This is a genomic window from Streptomyces sp. CoH27 (assembly GCF_020181035.1).
GTDB lineage: Bacteria > Actinomycetota > Actinomycetes > Streptomycetales > Streptomycetaceae > Streptomyces > Streptomyces camelliae.
This window is the reverse complement of record NZ_JAIQYY010000008.1, coordinates 250,781-276,318: the sequence shown is the minus strand read 5'-3', so window position 1 is coordinate 276,318 and position 25,538 is coordinate 250,781. Positions and strand designations below refer to the sequence as shown.

The following is a 25,538-nucleotide window of genomic DNA, read 5'->3' as shown; positions in this document are numbered from 1 at the left end:
GGGGCCCCGTTCGTGAGTTCAGGACCCGAGGCGTCGCAGGCGACCGGTGGCCTCGGCGAGCACGTCGTCCCGCTTGCAGAAAGTGAAGCGGACCTGGCTGCGGCCGGCGTCGGGGTCGTCGTAGAAGACGGAGTTCGGGATGGCGACGACACCGCAGCGTTCGGGCAGCGCCCGGCAGAAGGCGTAGGCGTCCTTCTCACCGAAGGGGGTGATGTCGGTGGTGATGAAGTACGTGCCCTGGGGCTGGTAGACCTCGAACCCGGCCGCGCGCAGGCCGTCGCCGAGCAGGTCGCGCTTGCGGCGCAGGTCGGCGCGGAAGCCGTCGAAGTACGAGTCCGGCAACCGCAGAGCTTCGGCGATCGCGTACTGGAAGGGGCCCGAGGAGACGTACGTCAGGAACTGCTTCACCGAGCGAACCGCGCTGACCAGCTCCGGCGCGGCCGTCACCCAGCCGACCTTCCAGCCGGTGAAGGAGAACGTCTTGCCGGCCGAGCCGATGGTGACCGCGCGCTCGCGCATCCCGGGGAACGTGGCGAGGGGGACGTGCTCGGCCTCGTCGAAGACCAGGTGCTCGTACACCTCGTCCGTCACGACCAGCAGATCCCGCTCGACCGCCAGCTCGGCGATCGCGGCCAGCTCCGCGCGCGTGAGGACCGTACCGGTGGGGTTGTGCGGGGTGTTGATCAGCAGGAGGCGGGTGGCGTCGGTGACCGCCGCGCGCAGTTCGTCCAGGTCCAGGCGGAAGGAGGCCCCCTCGTCGGCGTCCGGGCGCAGGGTCACCGGGACCCGGCGGCCGCCCGCCATCGCGATGCTCGCCGCGTAGGAGTCGTAGTACGGCTCCAGGGCCACTACCTCGTCGCCCGGTTCCAGCAGGGCCAGCAGGCTCGCCGCGATCGCCTCCGTCGCGCCCGCCGTGACCAGCACCTCGGTGTCGGGGTCGTACGACAGCCCGTAGCGGCGCAGCTGGTGCGCGGCGATCGCGGTGCGCAGCTCGGGGATGCCCGGCCCCGGCGGGTACTGGTTGCCGCGGCCCTCGCGCAGCGCCCGTACGGCGGCCTCCCGGACCTCCTCGGGGCCGTCGGTGTCGGGGAAGCCCTGGCCCAGGTTGATCGACCCGGTCGCCGTGGCGAGGGCGGACATCTCGGCGAAGATCGTCGTACCGAACTCGGCTAGCCGGCGGTTCAGGTGGGGGCGCGTGGTGGAGGTCATGCCGGTCATCCTGCGCTCAAGCTCTGGAGTTCCTCAACTCTGCTTTGCGCCTTCGGGCGGCCGGGCATCCCTCGTTCACCGCGGTCCACGGGGGGCCGTCTCGGGGGAACGGAAAGCAGGTGACGTCCATGGGCATCGTCATCCTCGTCGTGCTGGCGGTCGTCGTGTTCGTGAGCGTCGGGGCGCTGCGGAGTCGGGCCAGGAACCGGCGGACGCGGGTGTCGCTCGGCAAGGGCGGCCGGTCGCGGTCGTACCGCTCCTCGTCGTCGACGTCGTCCTCCTCGGGGGCGTACGCCGACGGCGCGAGCAGTTGGTGGGTGGGCGGCGGCGACTCGGGCTCGTCCTCGGGGAGCCACGGGGGACACCACGGCGGCCACCACTCGTGCGGCGGCGGCCACTCCTGCGGCGGCCACTCCTCCTGCGGCGGAGGTTCCTCGTGCGGGGGCGGATGCGGGGGAGGCAGCTGACACGGGGCAGCTGAGCTCCCAGGGTTCCGGGGGAACCGTGTCCGGTCCGCACCACGGGCGCCCGCCGGGCGATGGCAGCCGGCGGGCGCTCGCCCGTGGGGACGCGCGCCCCGCGTACGCCATGGTTGAACAGTTGAGCAGAGAAGCCCTCTGAGGGATGGAAAGCCCACGAAGTTGGGTAAAAAAGCTGTGGCGGCTGCTCTGTCCATGATTCCCTCTAAAACGCCAACGCAGCCCCTCGGACGCCCCGCAGACTTCCCCCTCCGGCCGGGACGGCCGGGACGCCGACCTGGCTGACGTGGCCGATCTCCCTCCCTCTTCGTGTGTTAGCGGAGCCGACCCATGCTCACGACCCTGAACACCTCCTACACCGACACGCGCGCCGCCGACCTCGCCTGGGCCCTGGGGCGCGAGCCGCTGCCCGCACTGGCCACCCTCGACCTCGAACTGACCGGGGCGAAGCTCCAGTTGAGACTGCTCGGCGCGTCCCACCAGGTGCTGCTGGAGGAGGAGCGCGGCAACTGTTCGGAGACGGTCGCGTGCATCCCCGGCTCCAGCACCCCGCTGCCACTCGGCGTCGCCAAACGCGTCGGCGACTGGGAGTACGAGTTCGCCGCCCGCGTCGAACTGCTCACGCCCGGCTCCTTCGCGGGCCGTGCCCAGGAGTTGCTGGCCCTGGTCTCCGACCATCCGCACGGCCTGGCGGGCGTGTTCCCGGGCAGCCCGCACGCCTTCACCGCGATGCTGGCCCAGCGGCACGAGGGCCAGGTGCACTGGCGGACCTGGCACGCCTACCCGCAGGACGGCCAGCTGGTCGCCACCCGCACCCGCGTGGGCGCCCGGATGCCGACCGCAGCCGCATAAACGTGTTCGGCCGCAACTCGCCTCAGATTCACACGTGTGGGTGACGAAGCGTGCCGAGCATGTGACGTAACGTCGCAGGGTGATCGAACCGCACGCCCCCGCGCCCCCGCGCGTCCCGCCCCACTGGACAGGCCCCGCCCGGCTGCCCGTCCGGCCCGGCACCGGGCGGTTCCTGGTCCTCCTGTGCGTCTTCGTCTGCGCGGCCTGCGGGCTGGTGTACGAACTCGAACTCGTCGCGTTCGCCTCGTACTTGATGGGCGACTCGGTCACCCAGGCCTCCGTCGTGCTGTCCGTCATGGTGTTCGCGATGGGGGTCGGCTCGCTCGGCGCCAAGCGGCTGCGCTGGCACGCGGCGGCCGGCTTCGGCGCCATCGAGACGACCCTGGCGCTCATCGGCGGATGCAGCGCGATGGCGCTGTACGCCGTCTTCGCCTGGACCGGCGGCTGGGGCGGGGTCTGGGCCGACGGCCCGCGCTTCCTGCTGGTCGCCTTCTCCCTCGCCATCGGTCTGCTCATCGGCGCCGAGGTGCCGCTGCTGATGGAGCTGATCCAGCGCATCCGGCTCCAGGACGCGGGCGGCGCGGTCGCCGACCTGTTCGCCGCGGACTACGTCGGCGCGCTGGTCGGCGGCCTGGCCTTTCCCTTCCTCCTGCTGCCGTTCCTCGGCCAGTTGACGGGCGCGCTGGTCACCGGCACGGTCAACGTGGTGGCGGGCGGCGCCCTCGTCCTCGGCCTCTTCCGCCGCGACCTGTCCCACCGGGCCCGCTGGACCCTGCTCCTCGTCGGCCTCACCGTCCTCGGCGTCCTCGCCTCCGCCGCCGCCCTCGCCGGCGACTTCGAACGCGCCGCCCGGCACGCCGTCTACGGCCAGGACGTCCGGGTCGCCGTGCAGACGGACGTACAGGAGGTCGTCCTGGCCGGCGGCACCGGCGGCAAGCCCCTCGACCTCTTCCTCGACGGCCGGCTCCGCGTCGGCGGCCGCGACGAACGCCGCTACCACGAGGCCCTCGTCCACCCGGCCCTGTCCGACGGCGCCCACGCGCGCGTGCTCATCCTCGGCGGCGGCGACGGCATGGCCGCCCGCGAGGTGCTGGGCGCGCGCGGGGTGCGCCGCGTCGACCTCGTCGAGATCGACTCCGGCCTGGTCCGCCTCGCCCGCCACGACCCCGGCCTCGCCGCCGCCAACGGCCACGCCTACGACGACCCCCGCGTCCACGTCGTCACGGCCGACGCCTTCGGCTGGCTGCGCGGGGCGCCCGCCTCGGCGTACGACGTCGTGATCGCCGACCTGCCCGACCCCGGCATCACCGCCAGCACCAAGCTGTACTCCCAGGAGTTCTACGGCCTGGCCCGCCACGTCCTCGCCCCCGGCGGCCGGCTCGTCGTGCACGCCGGGGCCGTCACCACCCGCCCCCGGGTCTTCTGGACGGTCGCCGCGACCCTCCGCGCGGCGGGCTTCGCCACCTCCCCCTACCGGGTCCTCGGCCACGACTCCGGCTTCGCGGCCGGCCCCGACCGCTCGGCCGATGCCTCCCGCGCCCCGCACGACTGGGGCTTCCTGCTGGCGGCCCCGGGACCCACCGCGCCCCCGCTGCGCCTGGGCGCCGGCCACCCGCGCACCCTCACCCGGGCCGGCCTGACGGCGGACGCGACGGCGGCCGGGCGGACCCGGATCCCCGGGCTGCCGGCCTCCACGCTGGTGCATCCGCGGTACTGACCGGCCGGTCGTCGCAGGGTACGTTCCGGCCACTCCTGGGTAGGCTCAGCCGACATGGAGCACCAGGTCTTCGTCCCGGTCCCGGTCGACCCGCTCAGGAGCGCCCTCGCCGACCCCGCACGCGTCGCCCGCGCGGTCCCCGGCCTTCAGCAGGACGCCGGTGCCGACCCCGTCGCCGGCCGGCTGAAGCTGCGCGTCGGCGGACATTCCGTCACCTACCGGGGGGCCGTACGGATCACGCCCCGCGAGGACGGCGCGTACGACGTCACGGGGGACGCCACCGAGGCCCGGGGCACCGGCACCGTGAAACTCGCCCTCACCCTGCGCCTCACGGAGACCGAGGGCGGCACGACGGTCACGGCCGAGGGCACGGCGGACGCGGACGGCCGCATCGCGGAACTCCCGGCGGAGGCGGTGAGTTCGGCGGCGACGCGCCTGCTGAACCGTTTCCTGGAGAACCTGGCGGAACCGGTGCGGGAGCCGGAGGAGCGCGAACCGGAGGAGGTACCGGAGTCCGAAGAGGCACCGGAGTCCGAAGAGGCGCTGGAGCCGGAGGAGGCACCGGAGGCACCGGAGGCGGAACACCCCTCGGTCTTCGACACCGAGGTTCCCCCGCCCTCCCTGGACCCCGCGACGGACCGCTTCTCGGACGACTTCACCGACACCGGCGAACCCCCCGCCGAGGCCGCGCACGCCCGCCGCACGATGATCGGCCGCAGCGCCGAGGAGGTCGACCACGCCCCGCCGAGAGGCCGCTACGCGCCGGTCCCGGCCCCCCAGACGATCACCGGGAACCAGGCGCTGCGCTGGGCGGCCCCGGCGGCGGCCGTGGCCCTGGCGTCGGCGATCGTCGTGACAAGGGCACTTCGCAAGCGCAGGTGAGTAGTGTCGTCCCGTGAGTAACGACGACATCACGCTGACCGCGGGCACCGCAGAAGTACACGTCAGCCCCGCCAACGGCGGCCGTATCAGCGCCCTCAGGGTCGACTCCCTGGAACTGCTCCGCCAAGGGGACCGCTTCGGCTGCTTCCCCATGGTCCCCTGGTGCGGCCGGATCAGAGAGGGCCGCTTCCCCGAAGGCGGCATCGTCCGCCAGATGCCGCTGAACTCCCCGCCGCACGCCATCCACGGCACCGCACGCGACGGCGCCTGGCAGACCGCGCAGGTCGCGGAGAACGAGGCGGTGATCACGTACGACCTGGTCGACCCATGGCCGCACCCGGGCCGCGTCACCCAGGTCGTCACGCTCGCCGAGGACAGCCTGACGCTGACCATGTCGGTGGAGGCCCGGGACGACTCCTTCCCGGCGCAGATCGGCTGGCACCCCTGGTTCAACCGCAACCTCGGCGGCCAGGACGTGACGCTCGACTTCGAGCCCGCCTGGCAGGAGGAGCGCGGCGACGACCATCTGCCCACCGGCAACCGGATCGACCCGAAGCCCGGCCCCTGGGACGACTGCTTCGGCATGCCCGACGGCGTCGACGTCACCCTCACCTGGCCCGGACAGCTGGAGCTGAAGGTCACCAGCCACGAGGAGTGGGTCGTCGTCTACGACGAGCAGGCCGAGGCCGTGTGCGTGGAGCCGCAGACCGGCCCGCCCAACGGCCTGAACACGCTCCCGCGCCTGGTCACCCTGCTGGAGCCGCTGGAGGCGACGACGACCTGGAGCTGGCGGCGCCTCTAAGCTGGTCGGCATGACGGACGTACGCGGCGCGCTGCTGCAGCAGATCAAGGACAAGGCCGTGGTGCACGGCAAGGTGACCCTCTCCTCGGGTCTGGAGGCCGACTACTACGTCGACCTGCGCCGCGTCACCCTGGACGGCGTGGCCGCCCCGCTGGTCGGTCAGGTGCTGCTGGACCTGACGGCCGACCTGGAGTTCGACGCGGTCGGCGGCCTGACCATGGGCGCCGACCCGGTCGCGGCCGCCATGCTGCACGCCGCCGCCGCGCGCGGGAAGCGGCTGGACGCGTTCGTCGTGCGCAAGGCGGCGAAGGCGCACGGGATGCAGCGGCGGGTCGAGGGCCCGGACATCGCCGGCCGGCGGGTGCTCGTGGTCGAGGACACCTCCACCACCGGCGGCTCCCCGCTCACCGCGGTGGAGGCCGTGCGCGAGGCCGGCGCCGAGGTCGTCGCCGTCGCGACCATCGTGGACCGGGCGACCGGTGCCGCCGAGAAGATCGAGGCCGGTGCGGGCGTTCCGTACCGGTTCGCCTTCTCGAAGGATGAACTGGGTCTGGACTGACCGGGCGGTATGACCTGGACTTGACCGGCGCGTGGACCATGGGTCCATGTCTGGAAAGATGGGGATGACGATGACGTCACCCCTAAGGTCTAGGTCAGGGCCGTAACGCAGAACCTCTCACCCGCAACACAAGGAGCGGACAGATGCCCATCGCAACCCCCGAGGTCTACAACGAGATGCTCGACCGGGCGAAGGCAGGCAAGTTCGCCTACCCGGCCATCAACGTCACCTCGTCGCAGACCCTGAACGCGGCACTGCGCGGCTTCGCGGAGGCGGAGAGCGACGGCATCGTCCAGATCTCGACCGGTGGTGCCGAGTTCCTCGGCGGCCAGTACAGCAAGGACATGGTGACGGGCGCGGTCGCCCTCGCCGAGTACGCGCACATCCTCGCCGAGAAGTACCCGGTCAACATCGCGCTGCACACGGACCACTGCCCGAAGGACAAGCTCGACGGGTACGTACGTCCGCTGATCGCGATCTCCGAGGAGCGCGTGAAGGCCGGCCGGAACCCGCTCTTCCAGTCCCACATGTGGGACGGCTCCGCCGAGACCCTCGCCGACAACCTCGCCATCGCTCAGGAGCTGCTGGAGCGCACCAGCGCCGCCAAGATCATCCTGGAGGTGGAGATCACCCCGACCGGCGGTGAGGAGGACGGCGTCTCGCACGAGATCAACGACGAGCTGTACACCACGGTCGAGGACGCGATCCGCACGGTGGAGGCCCTGGGCCTGGGCGAGAAGGGCCGCTACCTGCTGGCCGCGTCCTTCGGCAACGTCCACGGCGTGTACAAGCCGGGCAACGTCGTGCTGCGCCCCGAGCTGCTGAAGGAGCTGAACGAGGGCGTCGCCGCCAAGTTCGGCAAGCCGTCCCCGTTCGACTTCGTCTTCCACGGCGGCTCCGGCTCCACCGAGCAGGAGATCCTGACCGCGCTGGAGAACGGCGTCGTGAAGATGAACCTCGACACGGACACCCAGTACGCGTTCACCCGCCCGGTCGCGGGCCACATGTTCGCGAACTACGACGGTGTCCTGAAGGTCGACGGCGAGGTCGGCAACAAGAAGTCCTACGACCCGCGCACCTGGGGCAAGCTGGCCGAGGCCGGCATGGCCGCGCGTGTCGTCGAGGCGACGCAGAACCTGCGGTCGGCGGGCAACAAGATCAAGTAACCCGCTCCGCTCGACGGGCCCGGTGACTGTCCACGTCACCGGGCCCGCTGTATACCTGGGGACATGCCCGATGTCCGGCTGGCCTCGCCTCAGGGCAAGTGGATCCTGCTCACCACGGTCCTCGGCTCCAGCATGGCCCTGCTGGACTCGACCGTCGTCAATGTGGCGCTGCCCCGCATCGGGCGTGACCTGGACGCGAGCCTGGCCGCGCTCCAGTGGACGGTCAACGCGTACATGGTCACGCTGGCCGGCCTGATCCTGCTGGGCGGCTCGCTCGGCGACCACTACGGGCGCCGGAAGATCTTCGTGCTGGGCGTGGTGTGGTTCGCCGCCGCGTCCCTGCTGTGCGGCCTGGCGCTGAACCCGGCCATGCTGATCGCCTCGCGGGCCTTGCAGGGCATCGGGGGAGCGCTGCTCACGCCCGGTTCCCTGGCGCTGATCCAGGCCTCCTTCCATCCCGACGACCGCAGCCGGGCGGTCGGCCTGTGGTCGGGGTTCGGCGGGATCGGCGCGGCGGTCGGCCCGTTCCTGGGCGGCTGGCTGGTGTCCGGCCCCGGCTGGCGCTGGGTGTTCCTGCTGAACGTCCCGCTGGCGCTGCTGTGCGTACCGGTCGCCCTACGGCATGTCCCGGAGTCCGCGGACGGGGGCAGGCACGCCCGCTTCGACGTGCTGGGCGCGGTGCTGGGCGCCCTGGCCCTGGCCCTGCTGACGTACGCCCTGATCGAGGCCAGGACGGGTTCACTGATCGTGGCCCTGACCGCGGTCGTGGGCCTGGCGGCGGCCGTGGCCTTCGTCCAGGTCGAGCGGCACCGCCCGGACCCGATGCTCCCGCCGGACATCTTCGCCTCACGCCAGTTCACGGCGGTCAACCTCGTCACCCTGTGCGTGTACGCGGCGTTCGGCGGCTTCTTCTTCCTGGTGGCGCTCCAGCTCCAGGTGGTGGCGGGCTACTCGCCGCTGGCGGCCGGTACGGCACTGCTGCCGACGACGGCCCTGATGCTGCTCTTCTCGGCCCGCTCGGGCGCCCTGGCGGACCGTACGGGCCCGCGCCTGCCCCTGACGGTCGGCCCACTGCTCTGTGCGGCGGCGATGCTGCTGATGCTGCGGGTGGGGCCGCACTCCTCCTACCTCACGGACGTCCTCCCGGCCCTGCTGGTGATGGGCGCCGGCATGGTCACCCTGGTCGCCCCTCTGACGGCGACGGTCCTCGCCTCGGTGGACACCGCCCGTGCGGGCCTGGCCAGCGGCATCAACAACGCGGCGGCGCGGGCCGCGGGCCTGATCGCGGTGGCGGCGCTGCCGCTGCTGGCGGGCATGGGCCCGGAGGCGTACCGGGTGCCGTCCTCCTTCGATGCGGCGTTCCGGCGGGCGATGCCGATGTGCGCGGGGGTGCTGGTCGTGGGCGCGGCGCTGGCCTTCGCCCTGATCCGCCGCCCGGCGCCGGACTGCCGGCATCCGGACTGCCGGACCTACGGGAGCGTGACGGTGCCGCCGCTGGAGGGGAAGGGACACGTGTAGGCCGGGACGGTGCCCACCCGGCGGCGGCCGTCGTAGCCGCGTAGCAGACTGGACCCCATGACGATTCACCAGAACCTCCTCGGCGGCCCGCCCCCGACCCATCTCCCCGACGACCCGGAGCCCCGCGAAGCCCTCGCGAACGGCACCGCCCCCGCGGACGTCGCCGCCAAGTACCCCACCTCCTCCCTCGCCTGGGCCCAGCTGGCCGACGACGCGTTCGAGGCCGGCCGGGTCGTGGAGTCGTACGCCTACGCCCGTACGGGCTACCACCGCGGCCTGGACGCCCTGCGCCGCAATGGCTGGAAGGGCCACGGCCCGGTGCCGTGGGAGCACGAGCCGAACCGCGGCTTCCTGCGCGCCCTGCACGCCCTCGCCCGCGCCGCGCAGGCGATCGGCGAGCAGGAGGAGTACGAGCGCTGCTCGCAGTTCCTGAAGGACTCCTCCCCGACGGCCGCCCAGACCCTGGGCTGACCCTTCCCGCAAGGGACCGGTGTGGCCCGTCCGGCAACGGACGGGCCTTGCCGTACGGGAGTCGATTACGGAGGATGCCGTTGGGGACCGGGGCCCCCGTGCCGGAATCGGCAGGGGCGGACCGCTACCCGGAGTACAACAGGAGACAGCGATGTCCCAACAGGCTCATCTGTCGATCGAGACTCAGGAGCCCGAGACCCCGCATCTCGACTTCGCCGGCACCACGCCGTACGAGGACTACGTCAAGGCCGACGTGCTCACCCACCTCCAGCACACCCTCTCCGACGATCCCGGGGAGATGGTCTTCCTGGTCACGACCCAGGTGATGGAGCTGTGGTTCACGGTGATCGTGCACGAGTGGGAGACGGCGGCGAACGCCCTCCGCTCGGACGACGCGCCGACCGCGATCGCCGCGCTGAAGCGCTCCGTACGGGAGCTGGAGGCCCTCAACGCCTCCTGGACCCCGCTCGCCCAGCTCACCCCCGCGCAGTTCAACTCCTACCGCTCCGCCCTCGGCGAGGGCTCCGGCTTCCAGTCGGCCATGTACCGGCGCATGGAGTTCCTGCTCGGCGAGAAGTCCGCGTCCATGCTCGTACCGCACCGCGGCGCCCCCCGCGTTCACGCGGAACTGGAGAAGGCGCTGCACGAGCCGAGCCTGTACGACGAGGTGCTCCGCTTCCTGGCCCGCCGCGGCCACGCCGTCCCCGCCGCCGTCGTCCAGCGTGACGTCTCCCAGCGCTACGAGCCCTCCGACCAGGTCGAACAGGCCTGGGCGGCGATCTACTCCGGCGACCCGGACGCCGAGCCGGCCCGCCTGGGCGAGGCGTTGACCGACGTCGCCGAACTGGTGTGGCGCTGGCGCAACGACCACCTGGTCGCCACCCGCCGCGCCATGGGCGCCAAGCCCGGCACGGGCGGCTCGGCCGGTGTGGCCTGGCTGGAGAAGCGCGCCCGCAAGAACGTGTTCCCCGAGCTGTGGACGGCGAGGTCCCATGTCTGAACTGGCCCTGGAAGCAGAGAAGTTCGACGCCGCGGACGAACTGGCGCCGCTCCGGGACCGCTTCGTCCTCGACGATGTGGTGTATCTGGACGGCAACTCGCTCGGCGCGCTGCCCGCCCACGTCCCCGACCGGGTCGCGGACGTGGTCCGGCGCCAGTGGGGCCAGCTGCGCATCCGCTCCTGGGACGAGAGCGGCTGGTGGACCGCGCCCGAGCGGATCGGTGACCTGATCGCCCCGCTGGTCGGCGCGGCGCCCGGCCAGATCGTCGTGGGTGACTCCACAAGTGTCAACGTGTTCAAGGCACTGGTGGCCGCGGTACGGATGGCGGACGAGGCCGGTGAGGGCCGGAGCGAGATCCTCGTCGACGCGACGACCTTCCCCACGGACGGCTACCTGGCCGAGTCGGCGGCCCGCCTGACCGGCCACACCCTGTGCGCGGTGACCCCGGCGGAGGTGCCGGCGGCCCTGAGCGAGCGTACGGCGGCGGTCCTGCTGAACCACGTCGACTACCGCACCGGCCGTCTGCACGACCTGCCGGGGCTGACCGCGGCGATCCACGCGGCGGGCGCCCTCGCCGTCTGGGACCTGTGCCACAGCGCGGGCGCGCTGCCGGTGGGCCTGGACGAGCACGGGGTCGACCTGGCGGTCGGCTGCACCTACAAGTACCTGAACGGCGGCCCGGGTTCACCGGCGTACCTCTACGTCCGCCAGGAGCTGCAGTCCCGCTTCGACTCCCCGCTGCCCGGCTGGAACTCCCACACCGACCCGTTCGGCATGAGCCCGTCGTACGCCCCGGCGCCGGGCGCGCTGCGCGGCCGGGTGGGCACGCCGGACATCCTGTCCATGCTGGCCCTGGAGGCGGCCCTGGAGGTCTGGGACGGCGTCTCGGTCGCGGCCGTCCGCGCGAAGTCCCTCGCCCTGACGGACTTCTTCCTGCGCTGCGTGCGGGCGTACACCGAGCCGGGCCGCGTGGAGTCGGTGACACCCGAGCGGCACGAGGAGCGCGGCAGCCAGGTCGCCCTGCGCTGTCCGGACGCCGGTGCGGTGATGAAGCGGCTGATCAGCAGGGGTGTCGTGGGCGACTTCCGGCACCCGGACGTCCTGCGCTTCGGCTTCACCCCGCTGTACGTCGGCTTCGCGGAGACGGAGCGGGCGGCGCGGATCCTGGCGGAGGAGCTGGCGTAGCGGGAGCTCTGGGGGAGCGGCCGGTCAGGTCTCTCCCCCAGGGCCCACACAGAACCGTTTTCCCTCACCCTCCGTCACATCCCCATGTCCGCGCACGTCACTGGCCTGATACCGTCCCCGCCAAGGTGAACGAGAAGTTCCCCATCTGGTCCGCCACACGCCAAACACGTTCCATCACTGAGAGGTTGGAGCATGCCGGACGACGCCGCAGCAGCCCGCGCCGCCGCCGAAGAGGAGTCGGCCTTCTCGCACTCCCCGGTCGACCCCGACGTCAGCTCCGCCTACGGTGACCACCCCGACCAGGTGATCGACTTCTACGCACCGCGGTCCGACCAGGACGTCTCCGCTCCGCTGGTGGTGGTCCTGCACGGGGGCGCGTGGCGGGCCCGGTACGACCGGCGGCACATCACGCCGTTCGCGGACTACCTGGCCCGTAGGGGTTTCGCGGTGGCCAACGTGGAGTACCGGCGCGGCGGTGAGCCCTCGTCGTCCCTGATCCCCGAGCAGAACACGGGCGAGACCGTCCCTCCGGCCGGCCGCTGGCCGGAGACCTTCGACGACGTGGCGGCCGCCCTGGACGCCCTGCCGGATCTCGTGCGTACGGCGCTTCCGCAGGCCGACCCGCGCCGCATGGTGCTGACGGGCCACTCGGCGGGCGGCCACCTGGCGCTGTGGGCGGCGGCCCGGCACTGCCTCCCGGCGGACGCCCCGTGGCGCACGGCGGGCCCGGCACCCCTGCGGGGCGTCGTCGCCCTGGCCCCCATCGCGGACTTCGAGGTGGCGGAGAAACTGGACGTCTGCGGCAACGCGAGCCTGCAACTCCTGGGCGGCCACGACACCTTCCCCGGCCGCCGCCCGTACGCCGACCCCGTCCTTCTGCTCCCGACGGGCATCGCGACGACGCTGGTCCAGGGCCGTACGGACCTGGTCGTACCGCACGCGGTGGCCGAGTCGTACGCGGACGCGGCGGCGAAGGCGGGCGAGGTGGTGGGCCTTACCCTGCTGGAGGACGTGGGCCACTTCCCCCTGATCGACCCGGCCGCGGACGCGTGCGCGGTGGTGGCGGAGGAGATCGCCCAACTGGCCTGGTGACCCCGTCTCAGGGGGAGCACCTCGGGGACCGCCCCGGTCATACCCGTAGTACCTGAGAGCTACCCCGCAGGACAGCTCTCAGGCGGGACGCCGACGACACGCTCCGCTCCATAACTTCCTTGCCAGAAGAGCCCGATGGCCGGGCATTCTGAAAGGAAGCCGACCATGGGGCACACCGGGCACCGGGCCCACCAGCAGATGCCGGCGGTGGATGGGCCCCGTGAGGGGCGCGGGGCTGTATCCCTGTACGGCTCCGCCGCGATGGGGGGGCCTCCCTGCTCGAACGAAGTCGAGAGCTCGGGGGAGCGACCAGCCACAACGGACCCGCACACGACACCCGACACGCAGTCCCCGTCCTCGCGTCCGCAGCCGCCGACGGCGCATCTGCCCCACCAGGGCCACCCGCACCCGGCGACGATCGACGATCGCCCCTCCGCCACCCCTTCCCCTCACCCGCAGCCGCCGGCGGCGAAGGCCCTTCACCAGGGCCACCCGCACCCGGCGACGATCGACGATCGCCCCTCCGCCACCCCTTCCCCTCACCCGCAGCCGCCGGCGGCGATGGCCCCCCGCCAGGGCCACCCGCGCCCGGCGACGAAAGCGTCACGGGGGGTGCGGGTCGGCAAGCGAAGCGGCCGGGCCCGCGGATGCGTTCGCGCGTTGTTCGCCGCCCTGCTCGTCACCGCCATCGCGGCCCCCCTCTCCGCCCTCTCCGCCGCCACCACGCATCCCGGGATACCGGCCCCCCGGCCCGCCCGTCTCCCCGCGCTCACGGCGGCCACCCTCCACTCCACCTACGCGGCGAACCGAGCCGACGCGGCCCAGGCCGCCCGGATGGCCGCGGCCCACGGGGACAGCCACCGTGCCGCCGCCGACCGCGCGCTCGCCGCCCCGGCCCGCACGCTCCTCACCTTCGACGGCCGGGGCGCCGGCCAGGCCACGGAGGTGCTCGGCGACCTGGCGCACGCCGGCCACATCGCCGTACTGGTCCCCGGTTCGGACACCTCGCTGGACACCTACGCCCGCTTCCACAAGGCCGCCGCGGCCCTGTACACGGACCTCACCCATCGCGCCCCCCACGGCATCCGCGTCGCCGTCATCGCCTGGCTCGGCTACGCGACCCCGGCCACGGTCAGCACCACGGTCACCACGACCACCCGAGCCGACGAAGCCGCCCCCCACCTGCGTGCCTTCGTACGAGACCTGCGCGCCGCGACCGAGCCGGGCGCACACCTCTCCCTGCTCTGCCACTCCTACGGCTCGGTCGTCTGCGGCCGGGCCGCCCCCGGCCTGGACGCCGACGACATCGCCCTGGTCGGCAGCCCCGGCACCGGCGCGGACTCCGCCGCCGGCCTGCACGCCCGCGCCCGCGTCTGGGCCGCCCGCGGCAGCGACGACTGGGTGGCGCACGTCCCGCACGTCCGCGTCGGTCTCTTCGGCACCACCCTCGGCTTCGGCACCGACCCGGTCTCCCCCGCCTTCGGCGCCCGGGTCTTCGACGCGGCCGGCGCCCAGCACAGCGGCTACTTCACCCCGGGCTCGGCCTCCCTCGCCAACCTGGCCCGGATCACCCTCGGCGAGACCTCGGAGGTGACCCGTGTCTGAGCCCGCCGTACTCCACACCGTCCACACCCGGACCCACACCCCTCACCGCCACTTTCTCCGTCCGCTCCACCCCCTGCACGCCCTGCGCCGTACCGCGCACCAGGTCGACTCCGTCACCCCCGCCGACCGGGACCGAGCGGTCGACGCCCTGCGGGCCTTCGCGATCCTCGGTGTCGTCCTCGGCCACTGGCTGGTGACCGCGCTGGTCGCCAAGGACGGCGGCCTGCACACCACCAGCCCGCTCCAGCACATGCCCTGGCTGGCCCCGATCTCCTGGCTGTTCCAGACCCTGGCCGTGTTCTTCCTGGTCGGCGGCCATGTGGCGACCCGCAGCCTCGCCTCTGCCCGCGCGCGAGGCGAGGGCTACGGCGCCTGGCTGCGGGCGCGGCTGGCCCGCCTGCTCCGCCCGGTGGCCGCGCTGCTGTGCCTGTGGGCGGTCGCGGCCCTGGCCCTCCTCCTCACCGGCACCCCGCCGGCCACGATCGAGGCCCTGCTCAAGCTGGCTCTGTCCCCGCTGTGGTTCCTGCTGGTCTTCGCCGGCCTGACCGCCGCCACCCCGCTCCTCACCCGCCTCAACCCCCTGTGGCCGCTGGCCGTCGTCCTGCATGTCGACCTGCTCCGCTTCGGCCTCCACCTCGGCCCCTCCTGGCTGGCCTGGCTGAACCTCCCGGCGGGCTGGCTCGTGCCGTACACCCTGGGCGCGGCCTGGACCCGGGGCGAACTGGACGGCCGGCGCGCGGCCTGGGTCCTCCTCCTCGGCGGTACGGCGGCCACGGCGCTGCTCATCGGCTTCGCGGGCTACCCGGCGTCGATGGTCGGCGTCCCCGGCGCGAAGATCTCCAACCTCGACCCGCCGACCCTCGCGGCCGTCGCCTTCGGCTTGGCCCAGTGCGGCCTGGCCCTGCTCCTGCGGGACCGGCTGCGCCGCGCGATGGCCCGCCCGTTGCTCTGGTCGGCGGTGGCCCTCGTCAACCTCTCCGCGATGACCATCTATCTCTGGCACCAGACGGCGATGATGGCCACGACGGCGACCGGTCTGACAGCCGGCCGGCTGCCCGGTCTGCACACCGCCCCCGACTCACTGGACTGGGTGGCGTACCGCCTCGCCTGGCTCCCCGTCTTCACCCTCGTCCTGGCCCTGTGCCGGGCGGCCTTCCGCCACCACGAACAGGGTCCCCGCCGTCCCCGTCACCGCACGTCGCGCGTGGTCCGCCGCCACGTGCCGCCAGCGAAGTCCCCGCATCATGCCTAAGGTTGACTCCGTGAAGCCCGCGGACCCGCACGATCTCGATCAGTTCCACCCCTCCGCCGGTGCCACTCCCACTCCCGCGCCCACCGTCCCCGGTGCCGGGCCCGGCCTCGGACGCCGCCTCCGGGTCTGGCTGGGCGAGGCGCCGTCGGCGCAGTCGCCGCCCTTCTCGAAGTACCGCTGGGCCCGCCTGCTCACCTACGTCCTCGTCGGCTATCTGGCCCTCGGCATCGCTCTCGCCGGCGGGGAGGAGCTGGCCAACAGCTACGGCTTCACCATGGCTGTGGCGTTCCTGAGCACCTTCCTCCAGGCCGCCGCCATCGTCCTGGCTCTGTGGCGACCCGTCCCTGCCTGGGCCCTGTCCCTGTCCGCCGCCACTTTCACCGCGCTGCTCGCCCGCCAGAACCTGGCACAGCTGCGGCTCCCCGGCCCCAACTGGCCGTGGACCACGCCGACGCTGCTGGCCCACATGGCCGTGCTGCTGCTCCTCGCCCTGCGCGTCCGCCCCCGCGGCACGGTCGCCGCGGTCGGCGGGAGCGCCCTGGTGACCTTCGTCGTCGAAGGCCCCATAGGAGCGCAGCGCTACTCCCCGACGGGGATGGCCGCCTTCGGTCTGTTCACCGTTGCCGCCGTCATCGGCTCGGCCCTGCGCGGCCGGAGCGAGGCCCGTAAGGAACTGGTCGAGCAGACGACGATCACCGCGGAGGAGCGGGCGCGCCGGGCCCTGCTGGAGGAGCGCAGCCGTATCGCGCGCGAGCTGCACGACGTGGTCGCCCACCACATGTCGGTGATCTCGATCCAGGCCCAGGTGGCCCCGCACCTGGTGGAGAACCCCTCCGACGAGCTCAAGGAGAACTTGGCGGGGATCCGCAACAACGCCCTGGAGGCCCTGACGGAGCTGCGCCGTGTGCTCGGGGTGCTGCGGTCGGCGGGTCCGGGCGACCCCGAGGCCCTGGACGACGCCTACCGGCTGTCCGCCCCCGGCACCGGCCCGGCCCCCGACGCCCCGCAGCCGAACCTCGCCCGGCTGGACGCGCTGATCGAGAACACCCGGGCGGCCGGTCTGGAGGTCGTCCTGAAGAGGGACGGCGAGCCGCGCGGCTATCCGCCGGGCGTGGAGCTGTCGGCGTACCGGATCGTGCAGGAGGCCCTGAGCAACGTCCTGCGGCACGCGCCGGGCGCGTCGGTCAGCGTGGAGGTCCTGCACTATCCGGACGGGATCTGCCTGGACATCACCAACTCCCGCCCGAGCCGCCCGGCCCCGCCGTCCCCCGGCAGCGGCCACGGTCTGCTCGGGATGCGGGAGCGCGCGGCGATGCTCGGCGGGCATGTCGTCGCGATGGGCGACCGGCGCGGCGGCTTCCGGGTGACGGCGTTCCTGCCGCGCGAGGGCACCCCGAAGCCGACGGACACCGAACGGCCCTTTCCGCCGCACAGCAGCCCCGAGCCACCGACAGGAGAACAGGACCCATGACGAGCGGTGCCGGCACCATCCGTGTACTCATCGCCGACGACCAGGAGATGGTCCGGCAGGGTTTCACCGTGCTGCTCAACACCCAGCCCGACATCCAGGTGGTCGGGGACGCGGTGGACGGGCGGGCCGCGATCGCCCGGACCGCCGAACTGGCCCCGGACGTCGTGCTGATGGACATCCGGATGCCCGAGATGGGCGGCCTGGAGGCGACCCAGCGGATCACGGTGGAGCATCCCGCCGTCAAGGTGCTCGTGCTGACCACCTTCGACCTGGACGAGTACGTGTACGAGGCGCTGCGGGCCGGTGCCTCCGGCTTCCTGCTCAAGGACGCCTCGGCGGACAAACTGGCCGAGGCGGTCCGGGTGGTGGCCGCGGGCGACGCCCTGCTCGCGCCCGGCATCACCCGGCGCCTGATCGCCCAGTTCTCCCAGCTGGACGGCGGCGGCCGGGCCCCGCTCAAGCAGCGCGTCGGTGATCTGACGGAACGGGAGACGGAGGTGCTGGCGCTGATCGCGCAGGGCCTGTCGAACGCGGAGATCGCCGAGCGGCTGGTCGTGGCCGAGCAGACCGTGAAGACGCACGTCGGCCGGATCCTGGTGAAGCTGGGGCTCAGGGACCGCACCCAGGCGGCGGTCTTCGCCTTCGAGTCGGGCCTGGTCCGCCCGGGCGGCGCCCGCTGACCGGCCGCCCGGCACAGCCCCGCCGGCACCTACGGGTCCGCGCCCCCGAAGACCCGTAGTACCTGAGAGGGACCCCCAAGGACCCCTCTCCAAGGGGACGACCGCGGCCCCGGGCCCGGCCTACCGTTCTGTACGTGACCGAGACGACGCACACGCAGACGACACCGCCGGGCCCGGCCGGGCGGCCGCGCAGCCCGGAGCTGCGGCTCGCGGCGGAGGCCCTGCGGGGGCTGCGCCAGGAGATGTTCGAGGACGCCTTCGCCTACGACCCGCTGCCCCGGCGGGCCGAGGCCGGCTCGCCGGGGCATCCGTCGGGCCGGATACGGTCCTACGGAGTCTGGACCCCGCATGTACTGGTGGGCCTCGGCGCCGCGGTGGCCATGTTCCTCGCCTTCACGGACGAGGAGGCGCCCGTGAGGGCCCTGCTGTGCGGGCTGCTCGCGCTGGTGCCGGTCCTGCTGACCCTGGTGCGTCCGGTGGGCGCGTTCTGGGCGTCGCTGGCGGCCACGGTCGTCATGTCCGTGATCGGTACCGCCGACGGCAGCTGGCCATGGCTGCCGGGCAGCTTCGTCTCCCATCTGCTGGTGATGACGATCGTCGCGCTGCGCACCCGCCCGCGCACGGCGGCCTGGATGTGGGTGCTGACCGCATTGTTCGGCCTCTTCGCCGACATACTCCTCGGCCGCGGCAGGTTCGGCTCCGACACCGCCCCGATGCTGATCCTGTCGGCGCTGATCCTGCTGATCGTCACGGTCCGGCACATACGCAAGCAGGCCCAGCAGGACATGACCGTGCAGCAGACGGTGACGGCGCACGAACGCTCTCGCCGCACCCTGCTGGAGGAGCGCACGACGATCGCCCGCGAACTGCACGACGTGGTCGCCCACCACATGTCGGTGGTCGCGATCCAGGCGGAGGCCGCGCCGTACCGGGTGGAGAATCCGCCGCCGGAGCTGGAGAAGGCGTTCGCCACCATCCGGGAGAACGCGGTGGCGGCCCTGACCGAGCTGCGCCGGGTCCTGGGCGTGGTCCGCGCGGAGGACTACGAGGCCCCGGACGCCCCGCAGCCCACGCTCGCCGATCTGGACGCGCTGCTGGCCAATGTGCGCGAGGCCGGGCTGACCGTGGACAAGGTGGTGACGGGCGCGGTCCGTGAACTCCCGCAGGGGGTGGAGCTGTCGGCGTACCGCATGGTTCAGGAGGCCCTCAGCAACACCCTGCGGCACGCACCGGGGGCGAGCGCCCGCGTGGAGATCGGCTATGTTCTGGGCGGCCTGGGCCTGCGCATGGTCAACGCCGCTCCGCCCGCGCCCCACCTGATCAAGCCCTCACCGGGCGCCGGGCACGGCATCACGGGCATGCGGGAGCGGGTCTCGATGCTGAACGGCGAGATGACGGCGGGCCCGACGGACGACGGGGGTTACGAGGTGACGGTGTTCCTGCCGGTGCCGGCCGCCGCGAGCGAAGGGGACGCATGACCATCCGCGTACTGATCGCGGACGACCAGATGATGGTCCGCGAGGGCTTCTCGGTCCTGCTGAACGCGATGCCGGACATCGAGGTCGTCGGCGAGGCCGTCAACGGGAGGGAGGCGGTGGACCGGGTTCGCGAGCTGGCCCCGGACGTCGTCCTGATGGACATCCGGATGCCGGAGCTGAACGGCATCGAGGCGACGCGGGAGATCGTCGCGGCGGACGCGGCGGCGAAGGTGCTGGTGCTGACCACCTTCGACCTGGACGAGTACGTGTACCAGGCCCTGCGCGCGGGCGCCTCCGGCTTTCTGCTGAAGGACGCCTCGGCCCGCCAACTGGCCGACGGCGTCCGGGTGGTCGCCACCGGCGAGGCCCTGCTGGCTCCCTCGGTCACCAGACGCCTGATCACGGAGTTCTCCCGCCTCTCCGAGCCCCCGCGCCTGATGCCGGCGGCCCAGACGGCCTACGGCGAACTGACCGAGCGGGAAACGGAGGTACTGGTCCTGATAGCCCAGGGCCTGTCGAATGCGGAGATCGCCGAGCGCCTGGTGGTGGCGGAGTCGACCATCAAGACCCACGTCAGCCGCATCCTGGTCAAGCTGGGGCTCAGGGACCGCACCCAGGCGGCGGTGTTCGCGTACGAGGCCCGCCTGGTCACACCGGGCTGACCTGGTGTCGTAACGTCGTACCGCATCGAACCGCATCGACGGGGAGTATGAGCGGGGGAGCGGGCGTGGAACTCGAACTGCTGCCGCATGTCGGCGTCGCGCGTTTCCGGCTCGGCATGTCGGTCGAGGCGGTGCGGGACGCGGTGCGGGAACGGGGTCTCTTCCGGGTCGTCGCGAGTGATCCGGTCCCGGGACAGATCTCCCTCACGCACGACGAGTCCGGGCTGAGCATCATGCTCGGGTTCACCAAGGGCGCGCTGAGCGGTGTGGAGCTGTTCCGGTTCCGGAACGAGGCCGCCGACGTGCGGGTGCTGCTCGACGGGCTCGACGTCTTCCGCACCCCGAGCGCCGACCTCATCGGACAGCTCGCGGAACGGGGCCACACCGTCGAGGAGAACGACCTCGGCTTCGACGCCCTGCCGGAGCTGAAGGTGTTCCTGGCGAACGAGAGCAGCTACGAACACCCGGTGGACGAGGAGGGCGACCCGCTCTCCTACGACTACGTTCTGATCAGTGGGGAGGCCGGCGCGTGACCGTGGATCTCGTCCTCGATCCGCCGCGCGGTGTGGCGCCGCTGCGGCTGGGCATGACGCTCGACGAGGCGATCGCGGCGGTGCCCGGCTGGGGCGAGCCCAGAGTCCTCGGGCGCCGGAGTTCGGCGCAGGCCTCCTGGTCCCTGGACGGGGTGGGGGTGCAGGCGCTGCTGGAGGGCGGTCCCGCGGTGACGGCGATCGAGCAGTGGTGGCCCGGAGAGGGCCGGACGTCCACGACACGGGTCCTGCTCGACGGGGACGACGTGTTCGGCACGCCGGCCGAGCGGCTCTTGCGCCGTGCCGCCGCCCGTGGCTGGACGGTCGACACGTCCCGCCCCGAGTATCCGGTGATCCCCGGGGTGTCCCTGGGCTTCACCCGGCAGACCTCCCAGGAGGTCCCGCGCGACGCCGAGGGCCTGCCGGTGCATGTCACCTCTGTGCTCGTCGGCGGGGAGGACTACTACGACTTCCTCAGCGAAGGCCACGGTTGACCATGTCAGTGGCGGACACCCCTGGTCAGAGGGCGGTCCGGCGGGTTAGCGTCCCGGCATGGCAGGCCCCACCGACCTCGGTTTCGATCCCTGGGACCCGGCGTTCGTCGCCGACCCCTACCCGGCCTACGCCGAGCTGCGCGCACGCGGCCGGGCGATCCGGTACGAACCGACCGACCAGTGGCTGATCCCGCACCACGCGGACGTCTCGGCGCTGCTGCGGGACCGGCGGCTGGGGCGGACGTACCAGCACCGGTTCTCGCACGAGGAGTTCGGCCGGACCGCGCCTCCGCCGGAACACGAGCCGTTCCACACCCTCAACGATCACGGGATGCTCGACCTGGAGCCGCCGGACCACACCCGGATCCGGCGCCTGGTGTCCAAGGCGTTCACCCCGCGCACGGTGGAGCGGCTGAAGCCGTACGTCGAGACGCTGGCGAACGACCTGGTGGCGGCCCTCGTCCGGGACGGGGGCGGGGATCTGCTCGCGGACGTCGCGGAGCCGCTGCCCGTGGCGGTGATCGCAGAGATGCTGGGGATCCCGGCGGGGGACCGGGGGCAGTTGCGGCCCTGGTCCGCGGACATCTGCGGGATGTACGAGCTGAATCCGTCGGAGGAGACGGCGGCCAGGGCGGTTCGGGCGTCCGTCGAGTTCTCGGAGTTCCTGCGCGAGCTGATCGCCGCGCGACGCAAGGAACCGGGGGAGGACCTCATCTCCGGGCTGATCGCCGCACACGACGAGGACGACGACCGGCTGACCGAGCAGGAGATGATCTCCACGGCCGTGCTGCTGCTCAACGCGGGGCACGAGGCGACGGTCAACGCCACGGGCAACGGATGGTTCGCGCTGTTCCGGAATCCGGAGCAGCTGGCTTCCCTGCGGGCCGATCACTCCCTGATCCCGTCCGCGGTCGAGGAGCTGCTGCGCCACGACACCCCGTTGCAGCTCTTCGAGCGCTGGGTGCTGGACGACATCGAGATCGACGGTACGACGATCCCGAGGGGCTCGGAGATCGCCATGCTCTTCGGGTCCGCCAACCACGACCCGGCCGTCTTCGCCGACCCCGGCCGGCTGGACCTGACCCGCACGGACAACCCGCACATCTCCTTCAGCGCGGGCATCCACTACTGCATCGGCGCGCCCCTGGCCCGTATCGAGCTGGCCGCCTCGACGCGGGCCCTGCTGGAGCGGGCTCCGGCCCTGGCCCTGGCGGCCGAGCCGGAGCGGAAGCCCAACTTCGTGATGCGGGGGCTCAAGGAGCTGCGCGTGCAGGTCGGCTGAGCACCGTGGCCGGCTGATCCCCGTGCTCAGCCGGCGGCCAGGTCCCGGCGGCGCAGGCCCGCCAGCCCGCCCGCCACCAGCAGGGCCGCCAGGGCCGGCAGGACGCCCACCGGGGTCCAGTCGAGGTGTCCGCCGGGCAGCTTGGGCAGGTGGCCGAAGGGGGAGAGGTCCAGGACGGCGCGGGGGACGTTCAGGGCGGGGCCGATCCAGCCGATGAGCAGGGCCGCGCCGGCCACGCCCCACGCCGCCGTCACGCCCTGCGGCAGGACGCCGAGGAGCAGCACGGCGAGCCCGCCGATGACCCAGACGGCGGCGACCTGGAGCAGACACGCGCCGAGCACCAGCCCGATCTGCCTGCCGTAGCCGACGGCGAAGCCCAGACCGGCGAGCAGCATGATCAGGGCCGAGCCGCCGAAGGCGATCAGCAGATGCCCGGCGGCCCAGCGCAGCCGGCCCACCGCACCGGCCAGGACGGGCTCGGCGCGGCCGGAGGTCTCCTCGCCGCTCAGCCGCAGCACGGCGGAGACGATGTAGAGCGCGGCGACCAGGCCCAGCATGCCGACCATCGCGGCGAGGAAGGCGTCCGTCAGCCCCGACCGGCCGCCCAAGCGCTGGAAGATCTCCCGGGCCTGGGCGTTGTCGCCGACGAGCTTGGCCGCGCCGTCCGTCAGCCCGCCGTAGACGACCCCGGCGAGGAAGAAGCCGAGGCTCCAGCCGAGCACGCTGCCGCGCTGCAGTCGCCAGGCCAGCGCACCGGCGGTGCCGAGCCGGCCCGCCGCCGGTCCCGGCCGGGTCGGCAGGAAACTCATGCCGATGTCCCGGCGGCCCGCCAACGCGTAGGCGGCCAGGACCTGAAGAGCCGTCGCCGCCACGAACAGGAGGAGCACCCACCAGCGTTCGGCCGCGAAGGCGCGCAGGTTCTCCAGCCAGCCCAGCGGGGACAGCCAGGTGAGGACGGAGGAGCCGTCGGAGGAGGCCGAGTCGCCCGCCGCGCGCAGCACGAAGGCCGCGCCGAGCACCGCCGCCGTGAGCCCCCGGGCCAGCCGGGCGCTCTCGGTCAGCTGCGCGACGATCGCCGCCGCCGTCGCGAAGACCATGCCCGCGCCCGCCACCCCGAGCCCGAAGGCCAGTGCGCCGGCCGCGCCCTGCCGTGCCAGTCCGGCGGCGATCAGCAGCCCCAGCAGGGCGTTCGCGACCGCAGCCGCCAGCAGGGCCGCCGTGAGCGGGGCCCGGCGCCCGACCGTCCCGGAGGAGATCAGCTCCTGCCGTCCGCTCTCCTCCTCGTCCCGGGTGTGCCGTACGACGACGAGGAGGCTCATGCCGGCGGCGAGCGCGCCCGCGTACACCCCGACCCGCCAGGCGGTCAGCGCGCCGAGGGAGTCGTCGAAGACCGGGCCGACCACGGCGCGCAGCGAGGTGTTGGTCGCCATCTGGTGCATGAGATCGGCGCGTTGGGCGGGGGTGGCGTACAGGGTCTTCAGGGTGTTCGGCATGGAGAGGACCATGAGCGCGTTCACCGCGACCCAGACGGGGAGCATGACGCGGTCGCGGCGCAGGGCGAAGCGCAACAGGGTGCCGGTACCGGCCAGTTGGCGGCTCATACCGCCACCTCGTCCGTGTAGTGCCGCAGGAACAGCTCCTCCAGCGTGGGCGGGGTGGAGGTCAGCGAGCGTATCCCCGTGGCGTTCAACGACCTGAGGACGGCGTCGAGTTGGCCGGTGTCGACCTGGAGCCGGACCCGGTGGCCCTGGATGTCGAGGTCGTGCACGCCCGGCAGGTGGGCGAGGCCGTTGGGCGGGCCGGCGAGTTCGGCGCTGACGCTGGTGCGGGTCAGATGCCGCAGATCGGCCAGCGAACCGCTCTCCACGGTCCGGCCCTTGCGGATGATGCTGACCCGGTCGCAGAGCTCCTCGACCTCACTCAGGATGTGGGACGACAGCAGGACCGTACGGCCCCGGTCCCGCTCCTCCTCCACGCACGCCTGGAAGACCTCCTCCATCAGCGGGTCCAGGCCCGAGGTCGGCTCGTCCAGGATCAGCAGGTCGACCTCGGAGGCGAAGGCGGCGACGAGGGCGACCTTCTGCCGGTTGCCCTTGGAGTACGTGCGGCCCTTCTTGGTGGGGTCCAGCTCGAACCGCTCGATCAGCTCGGTGCGGCGCCGGGCGTCGAGCCCTCCGCGCAGCCGGCCGTAGAGATCGATGACCTCGCCGCCGGAGAGGTTGCGCCACAGGGTGACGTCGCCGGGGACGTACGCGATGCGGCGGTGCACCTCGACCGCGTCCCGCCACGGATCGCGGCCCAGCACCTGAGCGGCGCCCGCGTCGGCGCGCAGCAGCCCGAGCAGGACGCGGATGGTGGTCGACTTGCCGGCGCCGTTCGGGCCGAGGAAGCCGTGCACCTCACCGGCCTCGACGTCCAGGTCGAGGCCGTCCAGGGCGTGGGTGCGGCCGAAGGACTTGTGGAGTCCTGCGACCGTGATGGCCTTCGTCATGGCTCCGAACGTACGCTTCTTTCAGAAATTTGTGAAGTTAGGGAAGACTCTGAATCACTGGTTAGGATGACGACCATGGCAGAGGAGAACGGACGCGACACGGAGGCGGTCTCCCGGTTCGTGGAGAGCTTCGCGGCCCAGCTCGTCGAGGCCGGGATGCTGCGGATGCCGGCCCGGGTGTTCGCGGCCCTGCTGTCCTCGGACTCGGGCACGCTGACCTCGGCCGAGCTGAGCGAACAGCTCCAGGTCAGCCCCGCGGCCGTGTCCGGGGCCGTGCGCTATCTCGCCCAGCAGCACATGGTCTCGCGGGAGCGTGAGCCCGGTTCGCGCCGTGAGCGGTACCGGGTGCACAGCAACCAGTGGTACGAGGCCCTCACCAACCGCGAAGCCGTCATCAAGCGGTGGGAGGGCGCTCTGCGTGACGGCGTCGCCAGCCTGGGCGCCGACACCCCCGCCGGGCGCCGCATGGCCGAGACGCTCGCCTTCTTCGAGTTCGTCGACGGCGAGATCGCGGCCATGATGGAGCGCTGGCGCGTGCACAGGGAGAAGACCTTCGGCCGGTGAGGCCGGGTGTCACCGCTCCACAGGGAGCCCGACACCGCCATCGCCGCCAGTACGGCGAAGGTGGCGCGGGATTCGCGATTCTGTGCAGAATGCGTG

General features: G+C 72.7%; 25 protein-coding genes. 22 read left to right on the top strand and 3 right to left on the bottom strand.

Annotated features, from left to right (window positions below):
- Positions 1-18: 18 nt before the first annotated feature.
- A complete protein-coding gene (locus LE548_RS15420) occupies positions 19-1,218 on the bottom strand; it encodes a pyridoxal phosphate-dependent aminotransferase (RefSeq protein WP_225097396.1) in 1,200 nt (399 codons plus the stop codon).
- A 119-nt stretch (positions 1,219-1,337) separates the two neighbouring features.
- Here LE548_RS15420 and LE548_RS15415 point away from each other — a divergent pair, with 119 nt between their 5' ends.
- The 21 genes from LE548_RS15415 to LE548_RS15315 all read left to right on the top strand — a co-directional run bounded on the left by LE548_RS15415 (position 1,338) and on the right by LE548_RS15315 (position 22,387).
- A complete protein-coding gene (locus tag LE548_RS15415; protein ID WP_225097395.1) occupies positions 1,338-1,676 on the top strand; it encodes a hypothetical protein in 339 nt (112 codons plus the stop codon).
- A 342-nt stretch (positions 1,677-2,018) separates the two neighbouring features.
- Positions 2,019-2,540, top strand: a complete 522-nt coding sequence (locus LE548_RS15410) for a DUF2617 family protein (RefSeq protein ID WP_225097394.1) — start codon at positions 2,019-2,021, stop codon at positions 2,538-2,540.
- Positions 2,541-2,619: 79 nt separating this feature from the next.
- Positions 2,620-4,257 carry a polyamine aminopropyltransferase gene (locus LE548_RS15405; RefSeq protein ID WP_225097393.1) on the top strand — a complete coding sequence of 546 codons (1,638 nt, stop codon included), beginning with the start codon at positions 2,620-2,622 and terminating at the stop codon, positions 4,255-4,257.
- 54 nt (positions 4,258-4,311) lie between these two features.
- Positions 4,312-5,139 carry an SRPBCC domain-containing protein gene (locus LE548_RS15400; RefSeq protein ID WP_225097392.1) on the top strand — a complete coding sequence of 276 codons (828 nt, stop codon included), beginning with the start codon at positions 4,312-4,314 and terminating at the stop codon, positions 5,137-5,139.
- Positions 5,140-5,152: 13 nt separating this feature from the next.
- Entirely contained in the window at positions 5,153-5,941 is a 789-nt protein-coding gene (locus tag LE548_RS15395; protein ID WP_225097391.1) for an aldose 1-epimerase, read from the top strand.
- 10 nt (positions 5,942-5,951) lie between these two features.
- Positions 5,952-6,500, top strand: coding sequence for an orotate phosphoribosyltransferase (gene pyrE, locus LE548_RS15390; RefSeq protein WP_225097390.1), 549 nt, complete (start codon positions 5,952-5,954; stop codon positions 6,498-6,500).
- A 143-nt stretch (positions 6,501-6,643) separates the two neighbouring features.
- Entirely contained in the window at positions 6,644-7,666 is a 1,023-nt protein-coding gene (gene fbaA / locus LE548_RS15385) for a class II fructose-bisphosphate aldolase (protein ID WP_225097389.1), read from the top strand.
- A 63-nt stretch (positions 7,667-7,729) separates the two neighbouring features.
- Positions 7,730-9,184, top strand: coding sequence for an MFS transporter (locus LE548_RS15380; RefSeq protein WP_225097388.1), 1,455 nt, complete (start codon positions 7,730-7,732; stop codon positions 9,182-9,184).
- Between the two features lie 57 nt (positions 9,185-9,241).
- Positions 9,242-9,655, top strand: a complete 414-nt coding sequence (locus tag LE548_RS15375) for a DUF3151 domain-containing protein (RefSeq protein ID WP_225097387.1) — start codon at positions 9,242-9,244, stop codon at positions 9,653-9,655.
- Between the two features lie 151 nt (positions 9,656-9,806).
- Entirely contained in the window at positions 9,807-10,655 is an 849-nt protein-coding gene (locus tag LE548_RS15370; protein WP_225097386.1) for a tryptophan 2,3-dioxygenase family protein, read from the top strand.
- Positions 10,648-11,841, top strand: coding sequence for a kynureninase (gene kynU / locus LE548_RS15365; RefSeq protein ID WP_225097385.1), 1,194 nt, complete (start codon positions 10,648-10,650; stop codon positions 11,839-11,841). Before LE548_RS15370 ends, kynU begins: the two co-directional genes overlap by 8 nt.
- A 192-nt stretch (positions 11,842-12,033) precedes the next feature.
- Positions 12,034-12,933 (top strand): alpha/beta hydrolase, encoded by a 900-nt coding sequence (locus LE548_RS15360; RefSeq protein ID WP_225097384.1) that lies wholly within the window; start codon positions 12,034-12,036, stop codon positions 12,931-12,933.
- A 660-nt stretch (positions 12,934-13,593) separates the two neighbouring features.
- The gene (locus LE548_RS15355; RefSeq protein WP_374116100.1) at positions 13,594-14,538 is read left to right on the top strand and encodes an alpha/beta hydrolase; all 945 of its coding nucleotides are present in this window, start codon (positions 13,594-13,596) and stop codon (positions 14,536-14,538) included.
- A 73-nt stretch (positions 14,539-14,611) separates the two neighbouring features.
- Complete coding sequence (locus tag LE548_RS15350; protein ID WP_374116107.1) at positions 14,612-15,790, top strand: acyltransferase; 1,179 nt, start codon at positions 14,612-14,614, stop codon at positions 15,788-15,790.
- A complete protein-coding gene (locus LE548_RS15345; RefSeq protein WP_374116099.1) occupies positions 15,783-17,261 on the top strand; it encodes a sensor histidine kinase in 1,479 nt (492 codons plus the stop codon). Before LE548_RS15350 ends, LE548_RS15345 begins: the two co-directional genes overlap by 8 nt.
- Entirely contained in the window at positions 17,258-17,941 is a 684-nt protein-coding gene (locus LE548_RS15340; RefSeq protein ID WP_225097382.1) for a response regulator transcription factor, read from the top strand. The genes LE548_RS15345 and LE548_RS15340 overlap by 4 nt, the downstream gene beginning before the upstream one ends.
- A 134-nt stretch (positions 17,942-18,075) precedes the next feature.
- A complete protein-coding gene (locus LE548_RS15335) occupies positions 18,076-19,419 on the top strand; it encodes a histidine kinase (RefSeq protein WP_225097381.1) in 1,344 nt (447 codons plus the stop codon).
- Positions 19,416-20,081 (top strand): response regulator transcription factor, encoded by a 666-nt coding sequence (locus LE548_RS15330; RefSeq protein WP_225097380.1) that lies wholly within the window; start codon positions 19,416-19,418, stop codon positions 20,079-20,081. The genes LE548_RS15335 and LE548_RS15330 overlap by 4 nt, the downstream gene beginning before the upstream one ends.
- A 65-nt stretch (positions 20,082-20,146) precedes the next feature.
- A complete protein-coding gene (locus LE548_RS15325; RefSeq protein WP_225097379.1) occupies positions 20,147-20,614 on the top strand; it encodes a hypothetical protein in 468 nt (155 codons plus the stop codon).
- A complete protein-coding gene (locus tag LE548_RS15320) occupies positions 20,611-21,105 on the top strand; it encodes a hypothetical protein (RefSeq protein ID WP_225097378.1) in 495 nt (164 codons plus the stop codon). Before LE548_RS15325 ends, LE548_RS15320 begins: the two co-directional genes overlap by 4 nt.
- A 58-nt stretch (positions 21,106-21,163) precedes the next feature.
- Positions 21,164-22,387, top strand: a complete 1,224-nt coding sequence (locus LE548_RS15315; RefSeq protein ID WP_225097377.1) for a cytochrome P450 — start codon at positions 21,164-21,166, stop codon at positions 22,385-22,387.
- Between the two features lie 26 nt (positions 22,388-22,413).
- On the opposite strand, the gene LE548_RS15310 is transcribed toward LE548_RS15315, so the two are convergent.
- Together LE548_RS15310 and LE548_RS15305 are read right to left on the bottom strand one after the other, a co-directional pair.
- Positions 22,414-23,988: an ABC transporter permease gene (locus LE548_RS15310; protein ID WP_225097376.1), complete on the bottom strand. Its 1,575-nt coding sequence runs from the start codon at positions 23,986-23,988 to the stop codon at positions 22,414-22,416.
- On the bottom strand, positions 23,985-24,878 hold the full coding sequence (locus LE548_RS15305) for an ABC transporter ATP-binding protein (RefSeq protein WP_225097375.1): 894 nt from the start codon (positions 24,876-24,878) through the stop codon (positions 23,985-23,987). The genes LE548_RS15310 and LE548_RS15305 overlap by 4 nt, the downstream gene beginning before the upstream one ends.
- 75 nt (positions 24,879-24,953) lie before the next feature.
- On the opposite strand from LE548_RS15305, the gene LE548_RS15300 reads away from it, so the two are divergent.
- Positions 24,954-25,442 (top strand): GbsR/MarR family transcriptional regulator, encoded by a 489-nt coding sequence (locus tag LE548_RS15300; RefSeq protein WP_225097374.1) that lies wholly within the window; start codon positions 24,954-24,956, stop codon positions 25,440-25,442.
- Positions 25,443-25,538 lie beyond the last annotated feature (96 nt).